Source organism: Dactylosporangium sp. CA-052675, assembly GCF_050947935.1.
Classification (GTDB): domain Bacteria; phylum Actinomycetota; class Actinomycetes; order Mycobacteriales; family Micromonosporaceae; genus Dactylosporangium.
This window is the reverse complement of the sequence record NZ_CP192010.1, coordinates 3,926,054-3,947,565: the sequence shown is the minus strand read 5'-3', so window position 1 is coordinate 3,947,565 and position 21,512 is coordinate 3,926,054. Positions and strand designations below refer to the sequence as shown.

At 75.4% G+C, this 21,512-nt stretch carries 25 protein-coding genes; 4 read left to right on the top strand and 21 right to left on the bottom strand.

Features of this window, described 5'->3' with window-relative positions:
* Positions 1-8: 8 nt before the first annotated feature.
* The 3 genes from ACQP1P_RS18070 to ACQP1P_RS18060 form a co-directional block, all read right to left on the bottom strand.
* Positions 9-554: a universal stress protein gene (locus ACQP1P_RS18070; RefSeq protein ID WP_433087835.1), complete on the bottom strand. Its 546-nt coding sequence runs from the start codon at positions 552-554 to the stop codon at positions 9-11.
* Between the two features lie 279 nt (positions 555-833).
* Positions 834-2,069 carry an SLC13 family permease gene (locus tag ACQP1P_RS18065; RefSeq protein ID WP_433087834.1) on the bottom strand — a complete coding sequence of 412 codons (1,236 nt, stop codon included), beginning with the start codon at positions 2,067-2,069 and terminating at the stop codon, positions 834-836.
* A 9-nt stretch (positions 2,070-2,078) separates the two neighbouring features.
* Positions 2,079-2,720: a hypothetical protein gene (locus ACQP1P_RS18060; RefSeq protein WP_433087833.1), complete on the bottom strand. Its 642-nt coding sequence runs from the start codon at positions 2,718-2,720 to the stop codon at positions 2,079-2,081.
* Between the two features lie 35 nt (positions 2,721-2,755).
* Between ACQP1P_RS18060 and ACQP1P_RS18055 the strand changes: the two genes are divergently transcribed.
* Positions 2,756-3,346, top strand: coding sequence for a YdcF family protein (locus ACQP1P_RS18055; RefSeq protein ID WP_433087832.1), 591 nt, complete (start codon positions 2,756-2,758; stop codon positions 3,344-3,346).
* Positions 3,347-3,379: 33 nt separating this feature from the next.
* Positions 3,380-4,066, top strand: a complete 687-nt coding sequence (locus ACQP1P_RS18050; RefSeq protein ID WP_433087831.1) for a glycosyltransferase family 2 protein — start codon at positions 3,380-3,382, stop codon at positions 4,064-4,066.
* A gap of 123 nt (positions 4,067-4,189) precedes the next feature.
* Here the strand turns inward: ACQP1P_RS18050 and ACQP1P_RS18045 are convergent, their stop codons facing one another.
* From ACQP1P_RS18045 to gltX, 3 genes are all read right to left on the bottom strand, one after another.
* On the bottom strand, positions 4,190-4,966 hold the full coding sequence (locus ACQP1P_RS18045; RefSeq protein WP_433087830.1) for a D-Ala-D-Ala carboxypeptidase family metallohydrolase: 777 nt from the start codon (positions 4,964-4,966) through the stop codon (positions 4,190-4,192).
* A gap of 212 nt (positions 4,967-5,178) precedes the next feature.
* Positions 5,179-6,372, bottom strand: coding sequence for a cupin domain-containing protein (locus tag ACQP1P_RS18040; RefSeq protein ID WP_433087829.1), 1,194 nt, complete (start codon positions 6,370-6,372; stop codon positions 5,179-5,181).
* Between the two features lie 80 nt (positions 6,373-6,452).
* Entirely contained in the window at positions 6,453-7,901 is a 1,449-nt protein-coding gene (gene gltX / locus ACQP1P_RS18035; protein ID WP_433087828.1) for a glutamate--tRNA ligase, read from the bottom strand.
* Between the two features lie 264 nt (positions 7,902-8,165).
* Between gltX and ACQP1P_RS18030 the strand changes: the two genes are divergently transcribed.
* Together ACQP1P_RS18030 and ACQP1P_RS18025 are read left to right on the top strand one after the other, a co-directional pair.
* Complete coding sequence (locus ACQP1P_RS18030; protein WP_433087827.1) at positions 8,166-8,561, top strand: hypothetical protein; 396 nt, start codon at positions 8,166-8,168, stop codon at positions 8,559-8,561.
* A gap of 417 nt (positions 8,562-8,978) precedes the next feature.
* Positions 8,979-9,464 (top strand): GNAT family N-acetyltransferase, encoded by a 486-nt coding sequence (locus ACQP1P_RS18025; protein WP_433087826.1) that lies wholly within the window; start codon positions 8,979-8,981, stop codon positions 9,462-9,464.
* Here ACQP1P_RS18025 and crcB read toward each other — a convergent pair.
* The 15 genes from crcB to ACQP1P_RS17950 form a co-directional block, all read right to left on the bottom strand.
* On the bottom strand, positions 9,457-9,816 hold the full coding sequence (crcB, locus tag ACQP1P_RS18020) for a fluoride efflux transporter CrcB (protein WP_433087825.1): 360 nt from the start codon (positions 9,814-9,816) through the stop codon (positions 9,457-9,459). The two genes, ACQP1P_RS18025 and crcB, sit on opposite strands and share 8 nt — an antisense overlap.
* Positions 9,813-10,277 carry a fluoride efflux transporter FluC gene (locus tag ACQP1P_RS18015; protein ID WP_433087824.1) on the bottom strand — a complete coding sequence of 155 codons (465 nt, stop codon included), beginning with the start codon at positions 10,275-10,277 and terminating at the stop codon, positions 9,813-9,815. The genes crcB and ACQP1P_RS18015 overlap by 4 nt, the downstream gene beginning before the upstream one ends.
* A 119-nt stretch (positions 10,278-10,396) precedes the next feature.
* Positions 10,397-11,431: an MSMEG_0565 family glycosyltransferase gene (locus ACQP1P_RS18010; protein WP_433087823.1), complete on the bottom strand. Its 1,035-nt coding sequence runs from the start codon at positions 11,429-11,431 to the stop codon at positions 10,397-10,399.
* Positions 11,428-12,261 carry a carbon-nitrogen hydrolase family protein gene (locus ACQP1P_RS18005; protein ID WP_433087822.1) on the bottom strand — a complete coding sequence of 278 codons (834 nt, stop codon included), beginning with the start codon at positions 12,259-12,261 and terminating at the stop codon, positions 11,428-11,430. Before ACQP1P_RS18005 ends, ACQP1P_RS18010 begins: the two co-directional genes overlap by 4 nt.
* Before the next feature lie 3 nt (positions 12,262-12,264).
* Positions 12,265-13,098, bottom strand: a complete 834-nt coding sequence (locus ACQP1P_RS18000; protein WP_433087821.1) for a carbon-nitrogen hydrolase family protein — start codon at positions 13,096-13,098, stop codon at positions 12,265-12,267.
* On the bottom strand, positions 13,095-14,459 hold the full coding sequence (locus ACQP1P_RS17995) for an MSMEG_0567/sll0787 family protein (protein ID WP_433087820.1): 1,365 nt from the start codon (positions 14,457-14,459) through the stop codon (positions 13,095-13,097). Before ACQP1P_RS17995 ends, ACQP1P_RS18000 begins: the two co-directional genes overlap by 4 nt.
* A complete protein-coding gene (locus tag ACQP1P_RS17990) occupies positions 14,456-15,508 on the bottom strand; it encodes an MSMEG_0568 family radical SAM protein (protein WP_433087819.1) in 1,053 nt (350 codons plus the stop codon). Before ACQP1P_RS17990 ends, ACQP1P_RS17995 begins: the two co-directional genes overlap by 4 nt.
* Positions 15,508-16,020, bottom strand: a complete 513-nt coding sequence (locus ACQP1P_RS17985) for an MSMEG_0572/Sll0783 family nitrogen starvation response protein (protein WP_433087818.1) — start codon at positions 16,018-16,020, stop codon at positions 15,508-15,510. The genes ACQP1P_RS17990 and ACQP1P_RS17985 overlap by 1 nt, the downstream gene beginning before the upstream one ends.
* Before the next feature lie 11 nt (positions 16,021-16,031).
* On the bottom strand, positions 16,032-16,832 hold the full coding sequence (locus tag ACQP1P_RS17980; RefSeq protein WP_433087817.1) for an amidohydrolase family protein: 801 nt from the start codon (positions 16,830-16,832) through the stop codon (positions 16,032-16,034).
* Entirely contained in the window at positions 16,829-18,127 is a 1,299-nt protein-coding gene (locus ACQP1P_RS17975; protein WP_433087816.1) for an MSMEG_0569 family flavin-dependent oxidoreductase, read from the bottom strand. Before ACQP1P_RS17975 ends, ACQP1P_RS17980 begins: the two co-directional genes overlap by 4 nt.
* Positions 18,124-18,405, bottom strand: coding sequence for an MSMEG_0570 family nitrogen starvation response protein (locus ACQP1P_RS17970; protein ID WP_433087815.1), 282 nt, complete (start codon positions 18,403-18,405; stop codon positions 18,124-18,126). The genes ACQP1P_RS17975 and ACQP1P_RS17970 overlap by 4 nt, the downstream gene beginning before the upstream one ends.
* A gap of 132 nt (positions 18,406-18,537) precedes the next feature.
* The gene (locus ACQP1P_RS17965; RefSeq protein ID WP_433087814.1) at positions 18,538-19,419 is read right to left on the bottom strand and encodes a hypothetical protein; all 882 of its coding nucleotides are present in this window, start codon (positions 19,417-19,419) and stop codon (positions 18,538-18,540) included.
* On the bottom strand, positions 19,416-20,780 hold the full coding sequence (locus ACQP1P_RS17960; protein WP_433087813.1) for a hypothetical protein: 1,365 nt from the start codon (positions 20,778-20,780) through the stop codon (positions 19,416-19,418). Before ACQP1P_RS17960 ends, ACQP1P_RS17965 begins: the two co-directional genes overlap by 4 nt.
* Entirely contained in the window at positions 20,773-21,069 is a 297-nt protein-coding gene (locus ACQP1P_RS17955) for a DUF6403 family protein (protein WP_433087812.1), read from the bottom strand. Before ACQP1P_RS17955 ends, ACQP1P_RS17960 begins: the two co-directional genes overlap by 8 nt.
* Before the next feature lie 46 nt (positions 21,070-21,115).
* Positions 21,116-21,508 carry a HEAT repeat domain-containing protein gene (locus ACQP1P_RS17950; protein WP_433087811.1) on the bottom strand — a complete coding sequence of 131 codons (393 nt, stop codon included), beginning with the start codon at positions 21,506-21,508 and terminating at the stop codon, positions 21,116-21,118.
* Positions 21,509-21,512 lie beyond the last annotated feature (4 nt).

The window sequence follows — 21,512 nt, the reverse complement described above, 5'->3', positions numbered from 1 at the left end:
GGTGGGGGCTAGCCCGGATGGCGCGGGGGCGGCGGGCCGTGATGATGGTGCGGCGGCGGGGGCGGCTCGGCCCCTGGCGGCGGTGGTGGGGGCGGCGTCGTGACCAACGGTTGCTCCGGCCACACCAGCAGCACGGGGCACGGCGCATGGTCCACCACGAAGCGGGTGAAGCGGCCCAGGCTGCGCGGCCCCACCCGCGTCCGGTCGCCGTCGCGCGCCACCACGAGCAGGTCCGCGCCGAGCTCGTTGCACGCGGCGATGACCTCGTGCTCGGTGCGGCCGCGGCGTACGGCCTTCTCGGAGGGCCGGTCCAGCGCCGCGGCGGCCGCGGTCAGGAGGTCCCGCTCGGCGGCCTCGGACGCCGCGGCCATGGCCGGGCCCGGGTCGCGATGGCCGCGACCGAGCAGGCCGCTCCAGGCGCCGCTCACCTCGCCGGCCGTGGCCGGGTCTACGATGTGCAGGAGGGTGATACGCGCATCGGGAGGGGCGTGCCGCGCGGCGGCCTCGGCGGCGGCGGCCCAGGTGCCCTCGGCTAGCCAGACGAGCACATGCATGTACCGAGGTTCGCAGACGATCCACACATGTCGCCACCGCAGAGCCGAATCGGGCAAATTCCCCGACGCCGGCTCGCCGCGACCGCCCCGCGGTGCGCGCGATGTGGCAGTGCACCAGCCAGGCGACACCGCCGGACATCCGCCGCTCGGTCGCGCCCGAGCCCGCCGCGGCGCCCACGGCGGCCGTCGCCGCCGAATCCGGCATAATCCCCCGTCAGGGTATAAATCAGATATGTCGCGGCGCGAAGCGCCCGACATATCGGACGCGACAGCGAACCCTCACATCCCCGCGACCCGCAGACCGGCCCACAGCGCCGCCACCGCCGCCAGCAGCGCCGCCGGAACCGTCAGCGCGCCCAGCCGCAGGAACCGCCCAGCCGAGGGAGCCGCGTCGCGCGCGTGCAGGATCTGGCGCCACAGCAGGGTCGCGAGGGAGCCGACGTACGTGAGGTTCGGGCCCACGTTCACCCCGATGAGCACCGCCAGCAGCAGGCCCGGCGAATGCTGCACCGCCGGGACCAGCACCAGGGTCGCCGGCAGGTTGTTGAGCAGGTTCGCCAGCAGCGCCGCCAGGGCCGCCACCGCCAGCAGGCCCAGGAAGGACGCGTCGCGCGGGGTCAGGGTGTCGACGAGCCGGCCCAGGCCGTGTTCGCGCACCGCCAGGACCACCACGCCCAGGCCGAGGACGAAGGCGCAGAAGGCCGGGTTCGCGGCCTTGATCACGGCGGGGAGTTCCAGTCGGCGGGCGCGGATCAGGGGGACGGCCAGGGCCAGGGCGCCGGCCGCGGCCGCGAAGGCCGGGTGGATGCCCGCGGGCTGGCCCACGGCGAAGCCGGCGAGGGTGAGGACCAGTACGACGAGGGCGTAGCGCGGGGCCTTCGCCGGCTCGGCGGCGGGTGGCGTGGACGCCACGGCGAGGTCGGAGGCGAAGAAGCGGCGCATGATGACGTACTCGACCGCGACCACCGCCAGCCACGGTGCCGCCATCAGCCCGGCGAAGGCCGCGAAGCCCAGGCCGCTCGCGGCGAACGCGAGCAGGTTGGTGAGGTTGGACACGGGCAGCAGCAGCGAGGCCGAGTTCGCCAGGTGGGTGCAGGCGTAGACGTGCGGATCGGGGCGGGCACGGATGCGCAGGGCGGCGGCGAAGACCACCGGGGTCAGCAGGACCACCGTCGCGTCGAGGCTGAGGACCGCGGTGACCAGGGCGGCCGCGGCGAAGACCGCTGCCAGCAGGCGCTTCGGGCGGCCCTGGGAGCGGCGGGCGGCCAGGTCGCCGATGTACGCGAAGACGCCGTGCACCTCCGCGAGGTACGACAGCAGCAGCACGGCCGCGAGGAAGCCCACGGTGGGGCCGAGCTCGCGGACCTCGGCCCCGGCGGCGGGCCACGAGACGAGGCCGAACAGCACCGCCAGGGCCGCCGCCGGAACCGCGGCCACGGCCTCGGGCAGCCCGAACGGTCGGGCCACGGCGAACCCGAGCACGGCGATGAGCAGCAGCACGGCGACGACCAGCACGGCGGCAGCCTACGGGCATGATCGGGCCGCCGCATCGCGGGTGGCCGAGGCACCCGGCTCAGCGCGGGGCGAGCGACACCAGCAGCCCGGGGTGATCCGGCACTGCGCGAACGCCACCGCCGGCACGGTGTTGGCCAGGTGCGTCGTGCACGCCTGGTACGCCCCGCGCGCGTGCACGCAGACCCAGGCGCGCTCCTCGGGGTCGTCGACGTCCTGGTCCGGGTAGAGGCCGCCGTCGATCACGGTCGCGCGGCGCGGCCCGGTGACGCGGGCGAGCAGGCCGATGCCGTACTCCTCCCCGTTCACGCACGCGAACGGTCCCCCGCTGCGCCGGTCCCCCGCCGGCTCGAACGCGCGCACGATGGTGTCGCCCGGGAACACCCACGCGAGCACCGTGCCGAGGGCCTCGACGTCCCCGGCGCAGATCTCGTTGAGCGTGACCACGTCGGGCCGGTGCGTGCGCAGCTCGCCCGCGGCCACCGCGACCGCCCGGCCCGTGTAGCAGCCCGCGAACCCGCTGTCGCACAGGTTGAGCTGCAGCACCCGCAGCGGCGGGCGGGCCGCCTCGCCGGGCGCGGGCGTGGCGGCGAGCACGGCGGCCGCGACACAGGCGAGCACCGCCGCGATGCGCCGCGCCACGCGCCCCCTCATGCCGGGCAGCATATCGACCGGGTTACGGTCGCGTCATGCCCGCGAACGCCAGCACGCTGCTCGTCTTCGGCCGCGGCGTGGTGAGGCACCGGGCCGGCTGGGCGCTCACCGACGACAGCCTGGCCCGCGTCCGGGCCGCCGCCGAGCACGTCGAGCGGGCCGGCGCCCCCGCGCGGATCGTCTTCACCGGCGGCTGGGCCGGCGCCTCGCTGGGCGCGCCGGAGCCGCCCCCGGGCCACCGCGAGGGCGACCTGATGCTGCGCGCCGCGCGGGAGGCGGGCCTGGGCCGGGCCAGCCGCCTCCTCGCCGAGACGCGCTCCCGCAGCACCCTCGAGAACCTGCTCAACCTGGTCGAGGACGGGCTCGTCGGCGGCCCGTACAGCCCCGCCGAGCCCCTCGGCCTGGTCTCCCACGCGTGGCATCTGCCGCGGGTGCGGTACCTGGCCGGCAAGATCCTCCGGCTGCGCGGCGCCGCGCTGCTCGACATCCCGGCCGCGGGCCCGTGGCAGCCCGAGCGGCTGCTGCGGCTCGGCTCCCGCCTGTGTTTCCTGGGCGCGTCCAGCCCCGCGGCCCTGCGCCGCCGCGAGCGCCTCGCGGTCGCCCTGGCCCGCCGCGGCGGCCGCTGAGTGATCTCGCGCCCGGCGGGGTATCGACCTTGGATGATCGCGCTGCTGCCGGTGTACCGCCCCAGCTTCCACCTCCCCCAGCTGCTCACCGCGCTCGGGAACGACACCCCGGCGGTGGTGGTCGACGACGGCGGCGGCCCCGGGGCGGCCGCGGTGCTGGACGCGGCGCGGGCGCTCGGCGCGACCGTGCTGCACCACCCGGCCAACCGCGGCAAGGGCGCCGCCCTGCGCACCGGCCTCGCCCACATCGCCGAGGCGTGGCCCGGCCACGGCGTGGTCTGCGCCGACGCCGACGGCCAGCACCGCGCCGAGGACGTGCGGCGGGTCGCCCGGCACACCGAGGTCACCGGCCGCATCGCGCTCGGCGTGCGCGAGTTCGGCGCCGGCGTCCCGCTGCGCAGCCGCGTCGGCAACGGGCTCACCGCGGCCCTGTTCCGCGCCGCGACCGGCCTGCGCGTCCGCGACACCCAGACGGGCCTGCGGGCCTACCCGGCCGGGCACCTGCAGTGGCTGCTCGGCATCCCCGGCGACGGCTTCGACTACGAGATGCGCGTCCTGCTCGCCGCGGCGCGGGCCGGCCACCCGATCGACACGGTGGACGTGGCGACCACCTACCTCGACGACAACGCCGGGTCGCACTTCAGCCCGCTCGGCGACTCGGCGCGCGTGTACCGCCCGCTCCTGGCCGGGCTCTTCGGCGCCGACGCTCGCGAAGACTAGGCCCAGCACCCGCGGGAACCGCCCGGCACCCCGGGCGGCGATCCACCAGCCGGCCCGGGCCTGGCGGTGACCCGGTCGAGGAGAACGTCGCCGCCGCGGAGCGGGCCTGACGGCTCAGCCGGCTCAGTCGTCGCCGAGCGGGTCGAGGCCGCCGGTCAGGCTCGCCACGCCGCAGTTCGGGGCCGACCAGAAGCGCGACGGGCGGCCGTCGACGTGCGTGTGGTCGTTGTGGTCGGGGTAGCCGGGCCCGAGGATGCCGGCGAAGCCGTGGTTGCGGGCCTCCTGGGCGAGCTGGCACAGCGACCGGGAGCCCGAGACCAGGTCGGCGGCGTCGCCGTAGAGGTGACGGCTGCCCGCGGCGCCGCCGACCGCGCTGTTGCACGAGGTGCTGCGGAACCCGCTCGTGACCGTGATCGGCACGTCGCCGAGCGCGTGCCGCAGCGCCTGCAGCTTCCACATGGTGACGAGGGCGTTCGCCTTGGCCGTGGCGGCCGGGACGGCGCCGCCGGCCCAGGTGCTGTTGCATTGGTTGAGCTCGCCGTAGGCGAAGTTCACCGGCGTGCAGTCGTCGTCCTGCAGCGCGTAGATCTTCGAGAACGTCTGCGGGCCGGCGATGCCGTCGGCGGCGAGACCGTAGGCGCTCTGGAAGCGCTGCACGGCCGCCTTGGTGCCGGGGCCGAACTGGCCGTCGAGGGCCAGCACCCCGCCGGAGCCGGGGTAGCCGGCGACCCGGATCTGCAGCTGGCGGACCGCCTCACCGGACGAGCCCTGGGCGAGGGTGCCGCTCCAGGTGTAGCAGCCGTCGGCGAGGGCGGGGGACGCGGACACGGCGAGGATGGTGCCGGTGGTGGCGATGGCGAGCAGCGCGGTAGCTGCCACGCGACCGAGACGTCGAAGCATGCATCGAAGTATCTAGATGTACCGCCCGGAAATCAACGACCCGTGCCCACGCTGATCGCGGTGCCGGTCGGGGCCGCCGCCGGGGCGGGCAGCGGCGCGCGCTGTGGTCTACGCCAGACCGGCGCCGCCGCGCGGCAGGCGCCGGGGACTGTGGCCGCGCGCGGCAGGCCCCGGGGACTGTGGCCGCGCGCGGCAGGCGCACGGGCTGTCGTCTACGCCAGGACCAGCGCCGCCTCGCGCAGCAGCCGCCGGGCCAGGACGAGCCGGTCGGCGTCGTCGAGGCCGGGCAGGTCGCCGATACGGTGCGGGCGGCCGTCGAAGGCGGTGCGCAGGGCCTCGGCGCAGGCGTCGGGCATCGCCAGGGTGCGGTCCGGCAGGTGTACGGCGACCCGCCCGTCCGAGGGCTCGTCGAGCCGGAACGGCAGCCCGGGCCGGGCCAAGACCTTGGCGTCGGGGCCGAGGCCGGGCAGCGCGGCGGCCTGGGCGACGGCCCGCAGCGGGGCCGGGCGGCCCGACGTCCACGCGGGCCCGCGCAGCTGGGCGGCGAGGTCCTCGGGCGTGACGGTGTCGAGCCAGGCGTGCAGGGCCGCGACGGTGTCGGCGAGCGCGGGCGCGACCGAGTCGCCGTCGGCGGGGTCCAGGCCCATCGGCAGCCCGGCGCGCAGCGTCGGCTCGGACACGGCCAGCCGGGCGAGCGCGTCGAGGACGGTGAGCCGGGTCGGGGCGTGCAGGCCGATCGTGAGGTGCAGCGACCACTCGCCCTCGGTCGTGGCCGCGTGCACCCAGCCCCGGGGCAGGTAGAGCGCGTCGCCGTCGCGCAGCACCGTGTCGATCGCGGGATCGGAACCGGCGGCCGCGGCCACCTCGTCGGCCACGCCGCCCCACGGCTGGCGCGGCACCGGCGCCTCGAGCACGGGCGGGTGGACGCGCCACCGCTTGCACCCGCTGACCTGCAGGACGAACACGCCGTGGGTGTCGTAGTGCGGGTCGAAGCCGCGGCTCGACGGCGGGGTGAGGTACGCGTTGATCTGCACGGGCGTGCCGAGCTCCTGGCGCAGGGTGGCCGCGAACGCCACGAGCGGCGGCCACATGCGGTGCAGGCCCTGCAGCACCAGGGTGGCCCCGTCGGCGAGCAGCGCCAGGACCTTCTCGTCGTGCACCTGGTCGCCGATCTCGGCCCCGGCCCCGCCGCCGCCCGTGTAGCGGGCGGCCGGGATGACGCGCCCGTCCTTGGCCATGCGCACGAACGGGGTCCGCAGCGCCCGGGCGCTGAGGAGGTCGTCGACGCCTTCGACGGTGAGCAGGTCGCGGTAGTTGTCCAGGGCCGGCGAGAGCAGCGGGGTGCGATCCCAGTACCGCTCGGCGAAATCCGCCTTCGCAACCGAGACGCACCGACGCAGCGCCATGCTGGCTCCCTTGGGACGAATCGGACGGGGTGACCTCGGGGTTACCCACGTCCGATCGTCCCAATCGGGAACCGGCTCGTTCAGCTCTCGATCGCGGCGGCGGCCCGGCGCAGGCGGGCGGCGGTGCGCTCGGCGCCGAGGGCGACCATGGTGTCGTCCAGCGGCGGCGAGACCGGCTTGCCGACCAGGGCCAGCCGGGCGGTCATGAACGAGCGGCGGCGGTTGGTGCCGGCCTCGGCGACGACCCGGTCGAGGGTGGCGGTGATCTGCTCCTTGCCGAACGGGTCGAGCTGCTCGAGGTTCTTCGCGAACGCCTCGAGGATCGCGCGCGCGTCGGCCGCGGGCAGGCCGTGCTTGGCCAGGTCGGCGGGCTGGACCGTCACGGTGTCGGCGGCGAGCCAGTCGAGCTGCTCGGGGATCTCGGCGAGCTTCTTGGTGCGCTCCCGCAGCGGTACCACGAGCGAGCGCACGTCCTGCGCGCTCAGGCCCGCGGGCAGGAACGGCTCGGCCGCACGCAGGAACGCGTCGTCGTCCAGCGTGCGCAGGTAGTGGCCGTTGAGCCAGTTCAGCTTGTCGATGTCGAAGACCGGGCCGACGGGGTTGACGCGGGCGAAGTCGAACGACGCCACCATCTCGTCGAACGTGAAGATCTCCTGGCCGTCGGGCATCGAGTAGCCCATGAGCGCGAGGAAGTTGACGAGGGCCTCGGGAAGGTACCCCTCCTCCTGGAACCACTTGAGCCGCGCGGCCGGGTTCTTGCGCTTGCTGATCTTCGAGCGGTCGGCGTTGCGCAGCAGCGGCATGTGCGCGTAGGTCGGCGCGGCCCAGCCGAGCCAGCCGTAGAGCAGGATGTGCTTGGCGGTCGAGCTGATCCACTCCTCGCCGCGGATGACGTGCGTGACGCCCATCGCGTTGTCGTCCACGACGACGGCGAGGTGGTAGGTCGGGAACCCGTCCGCCTTCAGGATGACCTGGTCGTCCGGCTCCGGCGGGGTGATCTTGCCGCGGATCAGGTCCGTGAAGGAGATCTTGGCGTCGGCGGGCACGAGCATCCGGATCACCGGCACGTCGGTGAACCCGGGCAGCTCGGCGCGCTCCTCGCGGGTCTTGCCGTAGCACATCCGGTCGTAGCCGGTGGGGATCTTCAGCTGCTGCTGGCGGGTGCGCATCTGGGTGAGCCGCTCGGACGAGCACCAGCACTGGTAGGCGTGCCCGTCGGCGAGCAGGCGCTCGGCGACCTCACGGTAGACGGGCAGCCGCTCGGACTGCCGGTAGGGCTCGGCGGGCCCGCCCACGTCCGGCCCCTGGTCCCAGCTGAACCCGAGCCAGTGCAGGGTGTCGAAGACCTGCTGCTCGCTGCCCTCCACGTAGCGCGTGCGGTCGGTGTCCTCGATGCGGAGGATGAACTCACCGCCGTGCTTGCGCGCGAACGCCAGGTTGAACAGGGCGGCATACGCGGTCCCGACGTGCGGGTCGCCGGTCGGCGACGGGGCGATGCGGGTGCGTACGGGGGCCTCGGAAGTGCTCACCGACCGAATTTAGCCTACGCGCGGTTGCCGTCCGACCGCAGCTCCGGTTCTCGGCGGGGTGACGCCCCCGGCGGCGGTGGCCCGGCGGCGCAAAGAGGCGGGCGCGCGGCACGCAAAGAGGCGGGCGCGCGGCACGCAAAGAGGCGAGCGCGCGGCACGCAAAGAGGCGAGCGTGGGGCGCGAAAGGGGGGCGGGTGGGCGCCGCGATCCGGTCCACTGTGGACGCTGGGCCGGACCGCGACGGCGCCCGGCTACGATCGCCGCGTGAGCGGACGTTCCTACATGCTGGCGGCCCGGATGCCGATGTCACGCGAGGCGTTCGAGGCGTGGCTGGACGACTACCACCACAGCCCCGACGTCACCCAGTCCGAGCTGCTCCTGCTCGCCGCGGCCGGGCGGCACGCCGAGGCCGAGTCGGCGGTGCTGTACTGGGGCGGCAACGTGTACCCGGACCTGCCCCTCGGCGGCGACGAGCCCATCGCCGTGCTGCTCACCGGCCCGGACGGGGCCCGCTTCACCGACCGGTACCGGCTCCCGGCCCTGCTCGAGCACCTGCGCCCGGTCGAGACCGCGTTCCTGGCCGCCGCGGGCGCCGGCGACGAGGACGCCACCTGGAACCCCGACGGCATGCTCGACCCGGCCCTGCAGCCGGCCGGCTGAGCGCGCACAGGCCACGGCGAACGCGAGCATCGGCTCACACCGGGGCACGGTTCAGAATCTCCATGCGTCAACCGTAGTTGACAGTCCCACCTTCGTCAACCGCGGTTGACGCCGTGCCGCCGGCGTTCACGGGCGCCGCGCCGCTCGCCAGCGGTGATTCCGGCGCGCCGCCGAGCCCGCGCCAGGTGGCGCCAGCCGCTCACGGCCGACACCAGGTTGCGCACCGCGCCGCTCGCCAGCGGTGGCTCCGGCGCGCCGCCGAGCCCGCGCCAGGTGGCGCCAGCCGCTCACGGCCGACACCAGGTTGCTCACCGCGCCGCTCCCCAGCGGTGACTCCGCCGCGCCGCCGAGCCCGCGCCACATGGCGTCAGCCGCTCTCGGCCGAAACCAGGTTGCTCACGCTGCGAGGATGAGCGCGTGGATGTGCGACGACTCGGACCCCAGGACTGGGCATTGTGGCGCGATGTCCGCCTCGCCGCGCTCGCCGACTCGCCGCGGGCGTTCGGCTCGACGCTGGAGCGGGAGCAGGCCTTCGACGAGGACCGCTGGCGCGCGTGGCTGGAGCCCGCGAAGGGGCTCAAGGCCGTGGCCCGCGAGTCGGAAGGCACCGCCGGAATCGTGGGCGTCTGGGTGCCCGAGGACCGCGACGGCGCGGGCGAGCTGTTCAGCATGTGGGTGCACCCGGCCTGGCGCGGGCGCGGGGCCGGGGACCTGCTCGTGACCGAGGCGATCGCGTGGGCGGGCGAGCGGGGTCTCACCGCCCTCGACCTCTGGGTCGTCGGCGACAACGTGGCCGCCCGGCGGCTCTACGAGCGGCACGGGTTCCGCCCGACCGGCGAGGCGCAGCCCTACCCGCCGGACCCCTCGGTCGTCGAATACGTCATGCGGTGCGAGATCAGCTGAACGCCTGGGCGAGCAGCAGGCCGACCGCGGCCGCGCCCAGGCCGGCCACGACCGAGGCGAGCACGTTCATCGCCGCGTAGAAGCGGGCGCCGGTCTGGGCCAGGCGCAGCGTCTCGTAGCTGAAGGTCGAGTACGTGGTGAGCGCGCCGCAGAAGCCGGTGCCCAGCAGGGCCGTGAGCGGCGCGTTCGCGGGCAGGCCGGCGAGCAGGCCGAGCAGCAGCGACCCGAGGACGTTGACGGTGAGCGTGCCCCACGGGAACACCGAGTCGTGCCGGGACTGCACGAAGCGGTCGGTGAGGTAGCGCATCGGCGCCCCGATCGCGGCGCCGAGCGCGATCAGCAGGACGGTCACGGGTTCCTCCCGAGGCGCCGCACGAGCCCATGGGTGGCCGCGCTGCCGGCCCACACCGCGAGGAGCGCGCCGACGACGGTCACGGCCAGGTACGCCAGCGCCGCCCAGGGCGAGCCGGCCGAGGCGGTCTGGTGGATCTCCACGGCATAGGTGGAGAAGGTGGTGTACCCCCCGAGCACCCCGACACCGGCGAACGGCCGGAGCAGGCGCCGCCCGGTGGCCACCTCGTTGACGATGACCATCAGCGCGCCGATCAGCAGGCACCCGGTGACGTTGATGAGCAGCGTCGACCACGGGAAGCCGCCGCGGGCGTGCGGCCATGCCTGCGCGACACCGAAGCGCGCGAGGGCCCCGCACACCCCGCCGGCCGAGATCGCGCCCAGCACCGGCCACGGGCTCGGCCGCAGCTCGGTGCGTTGCGCGGAAACGTGGACGTCGACGTCGGGGTCGACCTCGGTCACGATGCTCCTCCCCACCAGGGCATCACACAGCTCCACTGGCAGGGACCGTTGGCGTCGTCGCGGTTCACCCCGGATCGTGCCGGAGTCGGCGGGCCCCACCGCCGTCGGCCCACTCTAGCTCAGGCCAGGGCGCGGTAGAACTCCAGGTGGCGGCGCGCGGCCTCCTCCCACGTGTAGGAGTACGCCAGCGCGGGGTCGCCCTTGCCGTGGCGTACCGCATCGACGAGCGCGGCGCCGAGGGCCTGCGGGTCGTGGCCGTAGCGCACCGAGGAGCCGAACACCTCGCGCAGCACCGGCAGGTCGCGCGCGACCACGGGCACGTCGGCCGCGAGCGCCTCCAGGGCCGCGAGTCCGAAGCCCTCCTTGGTCGACGGGAACGCGAAGGCCGCGGCCCCGGCGACGAGGGAGGGCAGCTCGTCGTGCGGGACCGGGCCGAGGACCTCGGGCGCCAGGCCGAGCGCGTCGGCGCGAGCCTGCCACGCGGTGCGGTAGTCGCGGTAGTCGAACAGCGTCTCGCCGCCGGCGATGACGAGCTGCAGATCGGGCAGCGTCCGGCGGGCGTGGGCGAAGGCGTCGAGCAGGTCGATGGAGCCCTTGCGCGGCTCGATCCCGCCGACCGACAGCACGTAGGGGCGCTCGCGCACCAGCGGCACGGCGGCGGCGAAGCGGGCGGCGTCGACGCCGTTCGGGATGACGGTCGCGGCGATGCCCCAGCCGGCCCGTAGCTGCGCGGCGACCGTGGACGAGACGGTGATGTGGGCCTGGGGCCGTACGATGGCACGCTCGTGGCAGGCGGCCAGCTCCGGCGTGGTGAAGTGGTCGAGGTGGTGGACGGTGCGCACGCACCGGTCGACGGCGTTGGCGCTGATGCAGTCCTGGGCGTGCACGACGTCGAAGTCGTGCGGCCGGAACGCCGCCCGCAGCAGCGCGATCGAGCGGAGGATGCGCGGCCCGACCGCCTCCCCCGGCACGTCCGGAAACGGCACGAGCTCGAGCCGCACCCGCGGGTCGACGGGCCGGAAGAAGCCCCCGCCCCGCGCAAGCGTCCACACGGTCACGTCGGCGCCCGCGGCGGCCAGGGCCTCGGCCAGCGCCAGGGTGTGCACGACCCCGCCGCGCGGGCGCGTGGAGTAGGTCAGCAGCGCGATCCTCATCGGCCGCTCCGGTAGGTGCCCGGCCGCAGTTCGTCGAGGTGGTTCAGCACGCGGCGGGCGTGCGCGATCTCGGTCGCCACGTCGAGCTCGGCGACGGCGAGCCCGGCCTTGGCCCAGGTGCGGGCGAGGATGTTCCCGGCCGGCCCGACGACCTTGGCCTGGCCGAGGAAGCGCATGCCGCCGGCCGCGCCGGTCTGGTTGGAGGAGACCACGACGAGCTGGTTCTCCGCGGCCCGGGCACAGTCGTAGAGGTCGAACAGCCGCGACTGGCGGTCCTGGGAGAGCTTCGGCGCCGCGTTGGTGATGCTGGCCGGCCACGCGGAGAGGCACGCGACGATCTGGGCGCCGTCGAGGGCGAGGGTGCGCGCCGACTCGGGGAACGTCTTGTCGTAGTCGATGAGCATCCCGATCCGCCCGGCCGGGGTGTCGAAGGCGGCGAACGTGTCGCCGGCCCGGTAGGCGATGTGCTCGGCCGCGGGCAGGTGCACCTTGCGGTGCCGGCCGAGCACGCCGTCGCCGGTGAGGCAGACCGCGGCGTTGTACCGGTCGTCGCCGTCGGCCTCGCAGAACCCGACGCACACCACCATCTCCCCGGCCATGGCGGCCACCTGCTCGAAGATGGGATCGTCGGGCTTGAGGGCGGGCGGCAGCGCCTCGGGGTCGGGCCGTCGCAGGTCGGCCAGGTAGCCCCCGATCGCCGCGTCGGGCAGCACGAGCAGCGCCGCGCCCTCGGCCCGGGCGTCGGCGATGAGCTTGCCGATGCGGCCGAGGTCGTGGTCGAGGTCGCGGCCGAAGTGGGCCGCGGCGGCGGCGATGCGGGTCGGGGCCATGGGTCACATCATCGACGGTGCGAGGGCGCGGTACGCGTCCGGGCGCCGATCCCGCAGGTGGGCCATGGACCGCCGGGCGGCCGCGAGCGCGCCGGCCACGTCGACGTCGGCGACCGCCAGCCCGGCCTCGACGCCGGTCGTCGCGAGCACGTCCCCGCCCGGGTCGACGACCTTCGCGCTGCACACGAACCGCAGCGAGCCGAAACGCCCGGCCTGGTTCGCCGACAGCCACACGACCTGGTTCTCCAGCGCCCGGGCCCGGTCGAACAGGTCGAAGCGGCGGGTCCAGCGGTCCTCGGCGAGGTCGTCGGGGGCCCCGGTGCGGCTGCCCGGCCAGGCCGACACGCACACGATGATCTCGGCGCCGTCGAGGGCGAGGTCGCGGGCCGACTCCGGAAACGCCTTGTCGTAGCAGATGAGCAGCCCGAGCCGGCCGACGGGCGTGTCGAACGCGGCGAACGAGTCGCCGGAGTCGTAGCTGGCGTTCTCCCGCAGCGGCTGGTGCACCTTGCGGTGGTTGCCCAGCACCCGCCCCGCGCCGACGCAGACGACGCTGTTGAACCGGGTGCCGTCGCCGCCGTCCTCGCAGTAGCCGGCGCACACCACCATGTCGCCCGCGATCGCGGTGAGCCGCGCGATCTCGGGGCCGTCGAGACGCAGCGCCGGCGGCTGGTCCGCGCCCCCGTCCAGGTGCGCCAGATAGCCGCCCAGGCACGCCTCCGGAAGTGCCAGCAGCTGTACTCCCTGTGCCCGCGCGGACGCGACGAGCCCCTCGATGCGGGCGAAGTCCGCCTCGAGGTCCCGGTCGAACGCCGCCGCCACGGCCGCCATCCTCATGCCGCAACTCCCATTCCCGTGACTGCCCCGTCGATGACGTCGGTGAGCTCGCCGTCGGGCCACCGCAGCCGCACCCCCGCCTCGGCGACGAGCTCGCCGCACTCGGCGGTGACCGCGGGCCCGGCGGGCGCGTCCACTGTGGACCCCGCGGTGAGCATCGCGAAACCGGGGAAGCAGGTGAGCCAGTCCCCCACGCTCGCGTCCCTGGGCCGCGGCACGGCGGCGACGTCGAGCACCGCCCCGCACCCGCTCGACTCGGCCAGCATGCCGAGCGTCCCGGCGATCCCGGCCATGGACACGTCCTTGGCCGCGGCCGGCCGGGCCGCCGCGACGAAGCCGAGCATCGCGCGCAGCTGCGCGCCCGTGCGCCGGCTCGTCGAGTCCCACTGCCGGCCGTGGTAGCCGGGGCGCCAGCCGCCGCCGAGGTCGGCGGTGAGCCGGATCCGCTGGCCGGGCCGCCCGCCCCCGCCCGGCACCGGATGCGCGGCGCGGCCGAGCGCGGTCGCCGACAGCGCGGCGGGCACGCCGAGCTGGGTGTGGCCGCCGAGCACCGGGATGCCGTAGGCGTCCGCGGCCCGGCGCAGCCCGCCGAGCACCCGGGCGACGGCCGCCGCGTCGCGGCCCGCGACCGCGTTGAGCAGCCCGACCGGGGCCGCGCCCATCGCCGCGAGGTCGTTGACGTTCACGAGCACCGCGCACCAGCCCGCCCAGTCCGGGTCCCGCTCCACCATGGACGGCAGGATCGCGTCGCAGGCGGCCACGAGGTCGCTGCCGGGCACCGGGGCGCCGTCGTCGCCGACGAACCCGGCCCCGCCCGGGGCCAGGCCGCGCAGCAGCGGGCCGAGCGGCGCCTTGGTCGCGGCGGCCAGGGCCGCGATCCGGCCGATCGGCCAGCGCATGAGCACGTGCGGGCGCCCGGCCACGGTGACCGGCCGCACCGGCCGCCAGCCGAGGCGCTGGAACATGCGCTGCCAGCGGACCTGCACCGTCGCGTCGAACCGCAGCGCACCGGCCTGCTCGGCGTAGGCGCACGCGGCACGCACGAGCGCCGGCCCGATCTGCCGGACGCCCCGCACCGACGGGTCGACGGCCAGCCGCCCGCCGACCCACCAGCCCAGATCCGGCCCGTCGGCGGCCGGCCCGACCCGGACGCCGCCGAGGAGCGCGCCGTCGGCCGAGCGGGCCTCGAGGACCACCGTGCGCGGGTCGTCGTCGCGCTCGTCGCGGTCCTCCCTCTCGAACAACCGCTGCTCGTCGACGAAGACCCGGGTCCGCAGCCGGTGGTAGTCGCGGCGGTCCTGCGCCGGGCCGATCAGGAACCGCGGCGGCGCGCCGAGCAGCGCGGGCACGAGGTCGGTCATGCGCCGGCCGCCTGCAGCACGCCGCAGGCCCCGCACGCGGCGCAGCCGGCCCGCTGATCCGTGCCGGGCATCCCGGCCGCCCGCAGCAGTGCGGCCACCCGCGCGGTGACGTCCCGCACGAGCGACGGGGCGGGGCCGGGCACGCCGTCGCGGCGGGCGAGGGTGCCCGCCGTCGGCCGCAACGGCACCACGAACGGGTAAACCCCGCGCTCGATGAGCCGGGCCGCGCCCGCGACGAGCTCGTCGGGGTCCTCGCCGAGACCGATGAGCAGGTACGTGCTGACCTGGTTGCGCCCGAAGACCTCGACGGCGCGGTCCCAGGCGGCCTCGTACTCGGCCATCGGCACCGAGCCCTTGCCCGGCATCCAGCGCCGGCGGACGGCGTCGTCGAGGGACTCGGCGTGGATGCCGATGGAGACCGCGCCGGCCGCGCGCAGCTCGTCGATCGCGGCCAGGTCCCCGGGCGGCTCGATCTGCACCTGGATCGGCAGGCCCGGCACGGCCGCGAGGACCGCCCGGACGGCCCTGGCCAGGTTGCGGGCGCCGCGGTCCGGGCCGGCGGTGGTGCCGGTCGTCATCACCATCTGCCGGACCCCGTCGAGCCGGACGGCGGCCTCGGCGACCTCGGCCAGCTGGGCCGGGGTCTTCACCGCGGTCGTCGCGCCGGAGCGCAGCGACTCCTCGATGGTGCAGAAGCGGCAGCGCTGCGCCTCGGCGTACCGGATGCAGGTCTGCACCACGGTGGTGGCGAGCACGTCGCGCCCGTGCAGCCGGGCGATCTTCTCGTAGGGCACGCCGTCCGCGGTCACCAGGTCGTAGAAGCGCGGACGGCGCACGACGTCGAGGGTGAGCCCGGTGTCGGCCTCGCCGAGCCAGAGGCGACTGCCGCGGATCTCGTACGGGCTCGCGGGGTCGATCGGCAGGGCCGCGTTGCGCCCGTCGATGACCACGTGCCCGTCGTCGCTGGGTCCGGCCCCGGCCGGGCGGCGCACGGGTGTGGGCACCCGCACGCCGCGCACGGCCAGGTCGGCGCGAACGTCGATGCTCATCAGAACATGTACGTCGAGTTGATGATGGCGCCCTTGCGCGCGTAGTGGATCAGCGCGTCCTGCACGTCGAGGGGGTGCGTGGGGATGACCCCCTCGATGAGGTCCTCCTCGCGGGCACCGTGCAGGGACAGGCCGAAGCGGCAGCAGTACACCTTCCCGCCCTCGGCCATGAAGGTCTTCAGCGAGTTGTTGATGTTGTGCTCGCCCGGGAACGCCGAGTTGCCGGTGGTGGGGAAGCCGCGGGTGGCGAGGCAGTTGAGCGAGCCGGGGCCGTAGAAGTAGATCGCCGACTCGAAGCCCTTGCGCAGCGCGCGGGTGGCCTGCAGCACGGCGACGAAGCTGACCGAGGACTCGTGCGCGATGCCGTGCACGAGGGTGAAGTAGCTCTGCCCCTCCTCGGCCTGGTAGTCGGGGAAGACCTTGGTGCCGCCGTAGATGCTGGAGCCCTCGGCCAGCGCCGGGTGCGGGATCTCGTTGAGGCTCTTCTGCTCGAGGTCGGTGAGGTCGGACATGCTGTGCTCCTTCAGCCGTAGAGTTTCTCGAACGTGGTGGTGAAGACGAGGTCGGACAGCTCGGTCCCGGCGACGGCCGCGCGGAGCTTCGCGTGCTCCCCCGCGTGGTCGCCCCAGGGTTCGTCGCTGGCGAACAGCACCCGGTCGTGGCCGAGGCCGCGCCGGTCGATCTCGGCGGCGAGCCAGCGCGGGGTGAACCCGATGGCCCAGGACAGGTCGGTGTAGACCTGCTTGCCGGCCGCGACCCAGTCGAAGAAGCGGCCGCCGGCGAGCTTGATGTGGCCGCTCATGCCGCCGCCGAAGTGCACCAGGTGGATCCGCACGTCGTCGCCGTAGCGCTCGACGAGCTCGCCGACCCGGTCGATGTCGGAGGCGGCGCCGGGCGAGGTGTGCACGTGCACGACGAGGTCGTGGGCGCGCGCGGCGGCGAAGATGGGCTCGAGACCCGGGTCCTCGGCGCCCCCGCCGAGCAGGAAGCTGAGCTTGAGCGCCCGCACGCCGGGCTCGGCGGCCAGGCGCAGTGCCGCGGCCGTACGGTCGCGGTCGCTGTCCTTCGCGGACACCCACAGTCCACATCGAACCCGGTCGTCGCGCTGGGCGGCCTCGACCACGAGCTCGTTGAACCCGAAGGCCACGTCCGGATCGGGGACGCCGTAGTTGGGCAGCACCAGGGCGCGCTCGGTGCCCTCGCGGTCGAGGTCCGCGAGCAGCTCGTCGATGGTGGCCCGGGCCGTGGTGTCGGGGCTGACCGGCGGGCCGCCGTAGAACGGGTGGGCGGGCAGGACGCCCAGGTGGCGGTGCGCGTCGTTCATGCCGCCCACTCCAGGTCCGGGTAGGTCTCCGTCGGGGTTCCCGCGAGCCAGCTGACGCCCTCGGTCAGCCGCCGGCGGCGGGCGGCCGTGATGTGCCCGGCGAGGTGGGCGGCGTCGCGGGCCACGCCGGCGAAGCGGCCCGAGCCCCAGGTGTGCTGCCAGGGCAGGCCGAGGAAGTAGAGGCCGGGGCAGCTGGTGACGCCCCGGTCGTGGGTCGGGTAGCCGCGGCCGTCGAAGACCGGGACCTCGATCCAGCGGTGGTCGCGGTGGAATCCGGTGCTCCACACCACGGCGGCGATCCGGTCGAGACCGAGGTCGCCCTGGCCGCCCTCCGGCCGCCAGACCGGGGTGTACCGGCGTTCGAGCGGCGCCTCGATGCCGTGGCGCGCGATGTGCGCGTCGATGGCGTCCTTGATCCCCTCCGCGACGGCGTCCGCGTGGTCGAGGTTGGCCGCGAGGTCGTCGGCGAACGTGGCCCGGCCCGACGCGATCATGCGCAGCCGGCCGTACAGCCGCATGCCCTCGGTCGCGAACCGCCGCAGGTCGATGTCGCGCCCGCCGTCGCGCCCGGTCATGTAGTGGTTGGCGCGCAGCCGCACCTCGTCGACGTCGCCGAACTCGTGCACGCCCCGGTCGTAGTGGCCCATCTCCTCGAGCCAGGCGAGGGTGTCACGCCCCCGGTAGCGGCGCGCCGCGCGGGGCGCCCCGCCGACCGCGAGGTGCACGGCGCGCCCGGCGAGGTGCAGGTCCTCGGCGATCTGGCAGCCGGACTGCCCAGTGCCGACGACGAGCACCTCGCCCGCGGGCAGCTGGTCCGGGTTGCGGTACTGCGACGAGTGCAGCTGCACGACGTGCCCCGGCAGCCGCTCGGCGACCCGGGGCACGGCCGGGCGGTGGTAGGGCCCGGTCGCGACGACGACCTGGTCCGCGGTCATGGCGCCCGCGCTGGTGCGCAGCTCGAAGACGCCGGCCGGGTTGCGGCGCAGGCGCGTCACGTCGACGCCCTCGCGCAGGGGCGGGTCGAAGCTCGCCGCGTACCGCTCCAGGAACGCCACGACCTCGGGGCCGGCCATGAACCCGTCGGGGTCGTCGCCGCTGTAGGCGTACCCCGGCAGCCGGCACTGCCAGTTGGGCGTGACGAGGCAGAAGGAGTCCCAGCGGCGCTCGCGCCACTCGTGCCCGACGCTCGCCCGCTCCAGCACGGCGTGGCCGATGCCGAGCGCCCGCAGGTGCCAGCTCATCGAGAGCCCCGCCTGCCCGCCGCCGACGACCACGACCGGGTGGTGCTCGGTCATGCCTCGATCCCTTCCACGACCACATCCGCGGCGTCGGGCTGGACGGCCGCCCGGGCCTCCACGAACGCCAGCGAGCGGGCGGCGCGGCCGCACGGGTGGCCGTACGCGGCGAGCACGCGGTCGCTGGCGAGCCCGAGCGCCCGGCGGGCCTGGTCGACGAAGTCGGCGACCGGCATCCGCTGCCCCGCGGAGAAAAACTCCTCGACGATTGTCGATGGCGAGTAGATCCGTTGCGCGGCACCGTCGGGCCAGCGCACCAACACATACCGTTCGGGCATCGCACCCCTCCACCGGCTGGTGATGGGGGTCAGTCAAGAAATCGCGTGTTTCGGCGGGGTTTCATCCGGAACAACTCGCCGTGAGATGGTGCTCACCGGAGCAGGCGGTTTCGCGGCCGTTTCCGGCGTGCGTCAGGCCAGGGTGCGAAGGCGCTCGCCGATGCGTTCGGCGCGCTCGGTGAGGCGGGTGAAGTCCTCGGCGCCGCGGCGGTCGGCGGCGGCGATGTCCTCGAGCAGCTCGCTGTAGTTGGACGCGGCCGCGCGGAAGCGCTTCCGGGCGGCCTTGGTCTGCTTGGGTGCGCCGTCGAGGTCGACGATCTGCTGGGCCACGGCCGCCATCGCGGCGCTGAGCACGGTCCGGTCGTCCGTCGCCCGGTCGCGGCGCTCCCGGCGGATGGCGGCGAGGCGGCCGGCGCGGCGGGCCCCGAAGTACAGCACCGCCGACCCGGCCAGCACCGACCCCAGGGCGGCCGCCGCCACGAGGTAGCGCGGCAGCGACGGGCTGATGGTCCGCGAGTCGGTCGGCACGACGTCGGCCTTGGCGAGCTTGTCGTAGTTGACCGCGATCACCTTGACCGCGTCCAGGGGCCGGTCGGCGAACGGGGCGATGCCCTCGCCGATGACCGTCTCGGCCACCAAGGCGTCGCCGAAGTGCTCGTCGCCGCTGCCGGGCAGCTGCGAGCAGCCGTACCGGTCGTAGCCGTCGGTCTTGCGGCTGATCACGAGCACGAGCGTGCCGGCGGCGGCGTGCTGCACCGCGTGGCACGCGTCGCGCAGGTCCGCGCCCGGGCGCAGCAGGATGACCACGAGGCGCCGGTTGCCGATGACCCGCTCGGCCGCGGCGACGTCGAGGCCGGTGCCCGGGTCCGCGTAGACCGACTGGGTCCGCACCTGCCGGGCGATCGGCCCGTCGAGGGCGCCGCCGCTCCACGCGGCCCAGCCGGCGAGCACCAGGCAGGCGAGCACGGCCAGCCCGAACGGGGTGGCGATCCAGCGCCGCACGGCCGCCCTCACGCGAGCGGCCCGCGCAGGTAGTCGGCCGGGCGGTAGCCGCGCACGCCCACCGCGCGGCCGACCCGGTCCAGGTCCCGCTCGGCCTCGTCGAGCAGCCCGCGGATCTGCGAGTCGGGCCGTCCGGCGCCGATGGCCTCGCGGGCGGCGCCGAGCCGCGTGATGGCGCGGGTCAGGTCCGGGTCGGTCGCGGGGCCGGTGAGGCCGGAGACCTCGACGGCGAGCGAGCTCAGCGCGGCCAGCCGGGCGGGCAGGCCGGGGGCGACGGCGCGGCCGCGGGCCGGGCCGACGCGGGCGGCCGACAGCAGCAGGAAGCCCACGACGCAGGCCGCGAAGAGCCACGGCAGCACCGGCAGCGCCACGCGGACGGGGTCGACGGGGCGGTACGGCAGCGGCCGGTCGAACAGGCCCGAGTAGCGCACGTCGGCGACCCAGCCCAGGTAGGCCCCGAGGACGTTCTCGGCCGGGTAGGCGTAGGTGCTGAGCCGCTCGTCGTAGCGGGCGTAGAACCCGGACGCGGCGATGTCGGCGAACTCGGCCCGGTGCGGGCCGTGGTACTCGATCCAGTCCCCGACCATGAGCACCAGCGGCTTGTCCGGGAACGCCTTCGCCAGGGCCGGGCCGTAGTCGGGGGCGGGCGTGTCGCGGGGCTGGGCGGGCAGCGCGACGACGAGCGCGTCGGCGGTGCCGAACGCCTCGGTCAGCCGCTTCGGCGAGACCGTGGGCAGGCCGACGGCGGGGTCGCTGTACTGCCCGCCGGCGCGCAGCGCATCCGTGACCGTGCTCAGCTCGGCCGCCGTCGGCTCGCGCCACAGCCCGTCGGCGGGCGGGGTCGCGACCTCGGTCTTGTTCAGCCCGTTGATGAGCCCGATGAGCTGGGCGGTGACGTCGTTGCGGGCGAACTGGGCCCGCCACTCGGGGAGCAGGCTGCTGCTGGACTGGTACAGGCCGCCGGTGACCTCGGTCCCCATGACCCGGATGGTGGCGTTGTCGACCTCGCGGACCTGTTGCTGCTGGTCCTTGCTGAGCCCGGGCGGCGCGACGATGATCCGCACCTCCTGGGCGCCCATCGCGGCGCGCACCGCCCGCTCGTCCCAGGTCGCGATCGAGCCCGGCAGCCGGACCACCGGGTCGGCGGCGACCCGGGCCCGCATGTCCTCGACGGAGGGCAGGGCGGCGTCGGAGAGCTCGCCGGCCGATCCCTCGGGGATCGTGGCGGTGGGCGGCGACTGGCCGTACGTGACGTCGGCGCTCTGCCGCTGCGCGACGAGGAACCCGATGACGCTGAGCGCGGCGATGCCCAGCAGGGTCCAGCGCACGACGCCCGAGTGCCGGCGGACGCGGTCCCGGATCGCCTCAAGCACGGCCGGTCTCCTGCCAGAGCCGGTCCGCGGCGCGGGCGCACCGGGCGGCCTCCCGGGCGGCACCGGCCCCGCCCCGCCCGGCGGCGATGGACTCGGCCCGGCCCAGCAGCTCCTCGGCCGCGGCGACCCGCTCCCGGGCGGCGTCCCGGCTCACCCCGGCGACGGCGATCGCGGCCCGGGCGTCGGCCCAGGCGGCCGCGCGCTGCCGGGCGGCGGCGCGCCGCCGGGGAAGGTACGCGGCGGCGAACCCGGCGACCACGAGCACGATCACCCCGATCAGCCAGCCCACACCCGCTCCCATCAGCCGTTTCCGGCCTCCATGATCCAACAGCGGATCAAGGGCCGCAAACGGTGGGGTTGTCGCGCAGGGCGCCCCGCGCGCCGCTGCGGACGCTCTCGTCCTCGTCGTCGCGGGCCGCCGCGCTCAGCGCCGCCGCCACGTCCGGGTCGGCCGCGTAGGGGCCGAGCGCCATGGCCGCATGCTGCCGCACCAGCTCGTCCTCGTCGCGCAGCGCCACCACGAGCGCCCGCCCGGCGGCGCGGCGGTCGGCGGGTGGCCAGAGCCCCAGCACCTTCATCGCCTCGATGCGGGCCAGGTCGTACGCGGAGCCGTCGGCGGTCAGCTCGACGAGGAACGGGTACAGGCGCGGATCGCCGAGATGCTCCTCCAGGTAGATGTTCTCGGGGGCGGTGCGGAACCGGTCGAGCAGCCGTGCCACGTCGTCCATGGCG

Coding starts and splice junctions, on each gene's coding strand:
- ACQP1P_RS17950 (WP_433087811.1), bottom strand. CDS start 21,508: ATGGACGACGTGGCACGGCTGCTCGACCGGTTCCGCACCGCCCCCGAG.
- ACQP1P_RS18005 (WP_433087822.1), bottom strand. CDS start 12,261: ATGGCCCCGACCCGCATCGCCGCCGCCGCGGCCCACTTCGGCCGCGAC.
- ACQP1P_RS18010 (WP_433087823.1), bottom strand. CDS start 11,431: ATGAGGATCGCGCTGCTGACCTACTCCACGCGCCCGCGCGGCGGGGTC.
- ACQP1P_RS18040 (WP_433087829.1), bottom strand. CDS start 6,372: ATGGCGCTGCGTCGGTGCGTCTCGGTTGCGAAGGCGGATTTCGCCGAG.
- ACQP1P_RS17975 (WP_433087816.1), bottom strand. CDS start 18,127: ATGACCGAGCACCACCCGGTCGTGGTCGTCGGCGGCGGGCAGGCGGGG.
- ACQP1P_RS17980 (WP_433087817.1), bottom strand. CDS start 16,832: ATGAACGACGCGCACCGCCACCTGGGCGTCCTGCCCGCCCACCCGTTC.
- ACQP1P_RS17985 (WP_433087818.1), bottom strand. CDS start 16,020: ATGTCCGACCTCACCGACCTCGAGCAGAAGAGCCTCAACGAGATCCCG.
- ACQP1P_RS18050 (WP_433087831.1), top strand. CDS start 3,380: ATGATCGCGCTGCTGCCGGTGTACCGCCCCAGCTTCCACCTCCCCCAG.
- ACQP1P_RS18070 (WP_433087835.1), bottom strand. CDS start 554: ATGCATGTGCTCGTCTGGCTAGCCGAGGGCACCTGGGCCGCCGCCGCC.
- ACQP1P_RS18000 (WP_433087821.1), bottom strand. CDS start 13,098: ATGAGGATGGCGGCCGTGGCGGCGGCGTTCGACCGGGACCTCGAGGCG.
- ACQP1P_RS17990 (WP_433087819.1), bottom strand. CDS start 15,508: ATGAGCATCGACGTTCGCGCCGACCTGGCCGTGCGCGGCGTGCGGGTG.
- ACQP1P_RS18045 (WP_433087830.1), bottom strand. CDS start 4,966: ATGCTTCGACGTCTCGGTCGCGTGGCAGCTACCGCGCTGCTCGCCATC.
- ACQP1P_RS17995 (WP_433087820.1), bottom strand. CDS start 14,459: ATGACCGACCTCGTGCCCGCGCTGCTCGGCGCGCCGCCGCGGTTCCTG.
- ACQP1P_RS18055 (WP_433087832.1), top strand. CDS start 2,756: ATGCCCGCGAACGCCAGCACGCTGCTCGTCTTCGGCCGCGGCGTGGTG.
- ACQP1P_RS18060 (WP_433087833.1), bottom strand. CDS start 2,720: ATGAGGGGGCGCGTGGCGCGGCGCATCGCGGCGGTGCTCGCCTGTGTC.
- ACQP1P_RS17970 (WP_433087815.1), bottom strand. CDS start 18,405: ATGCCCGAACGGTATGTGTTGGTGCGCTGGCCCGACGGTGCCGCGCAA.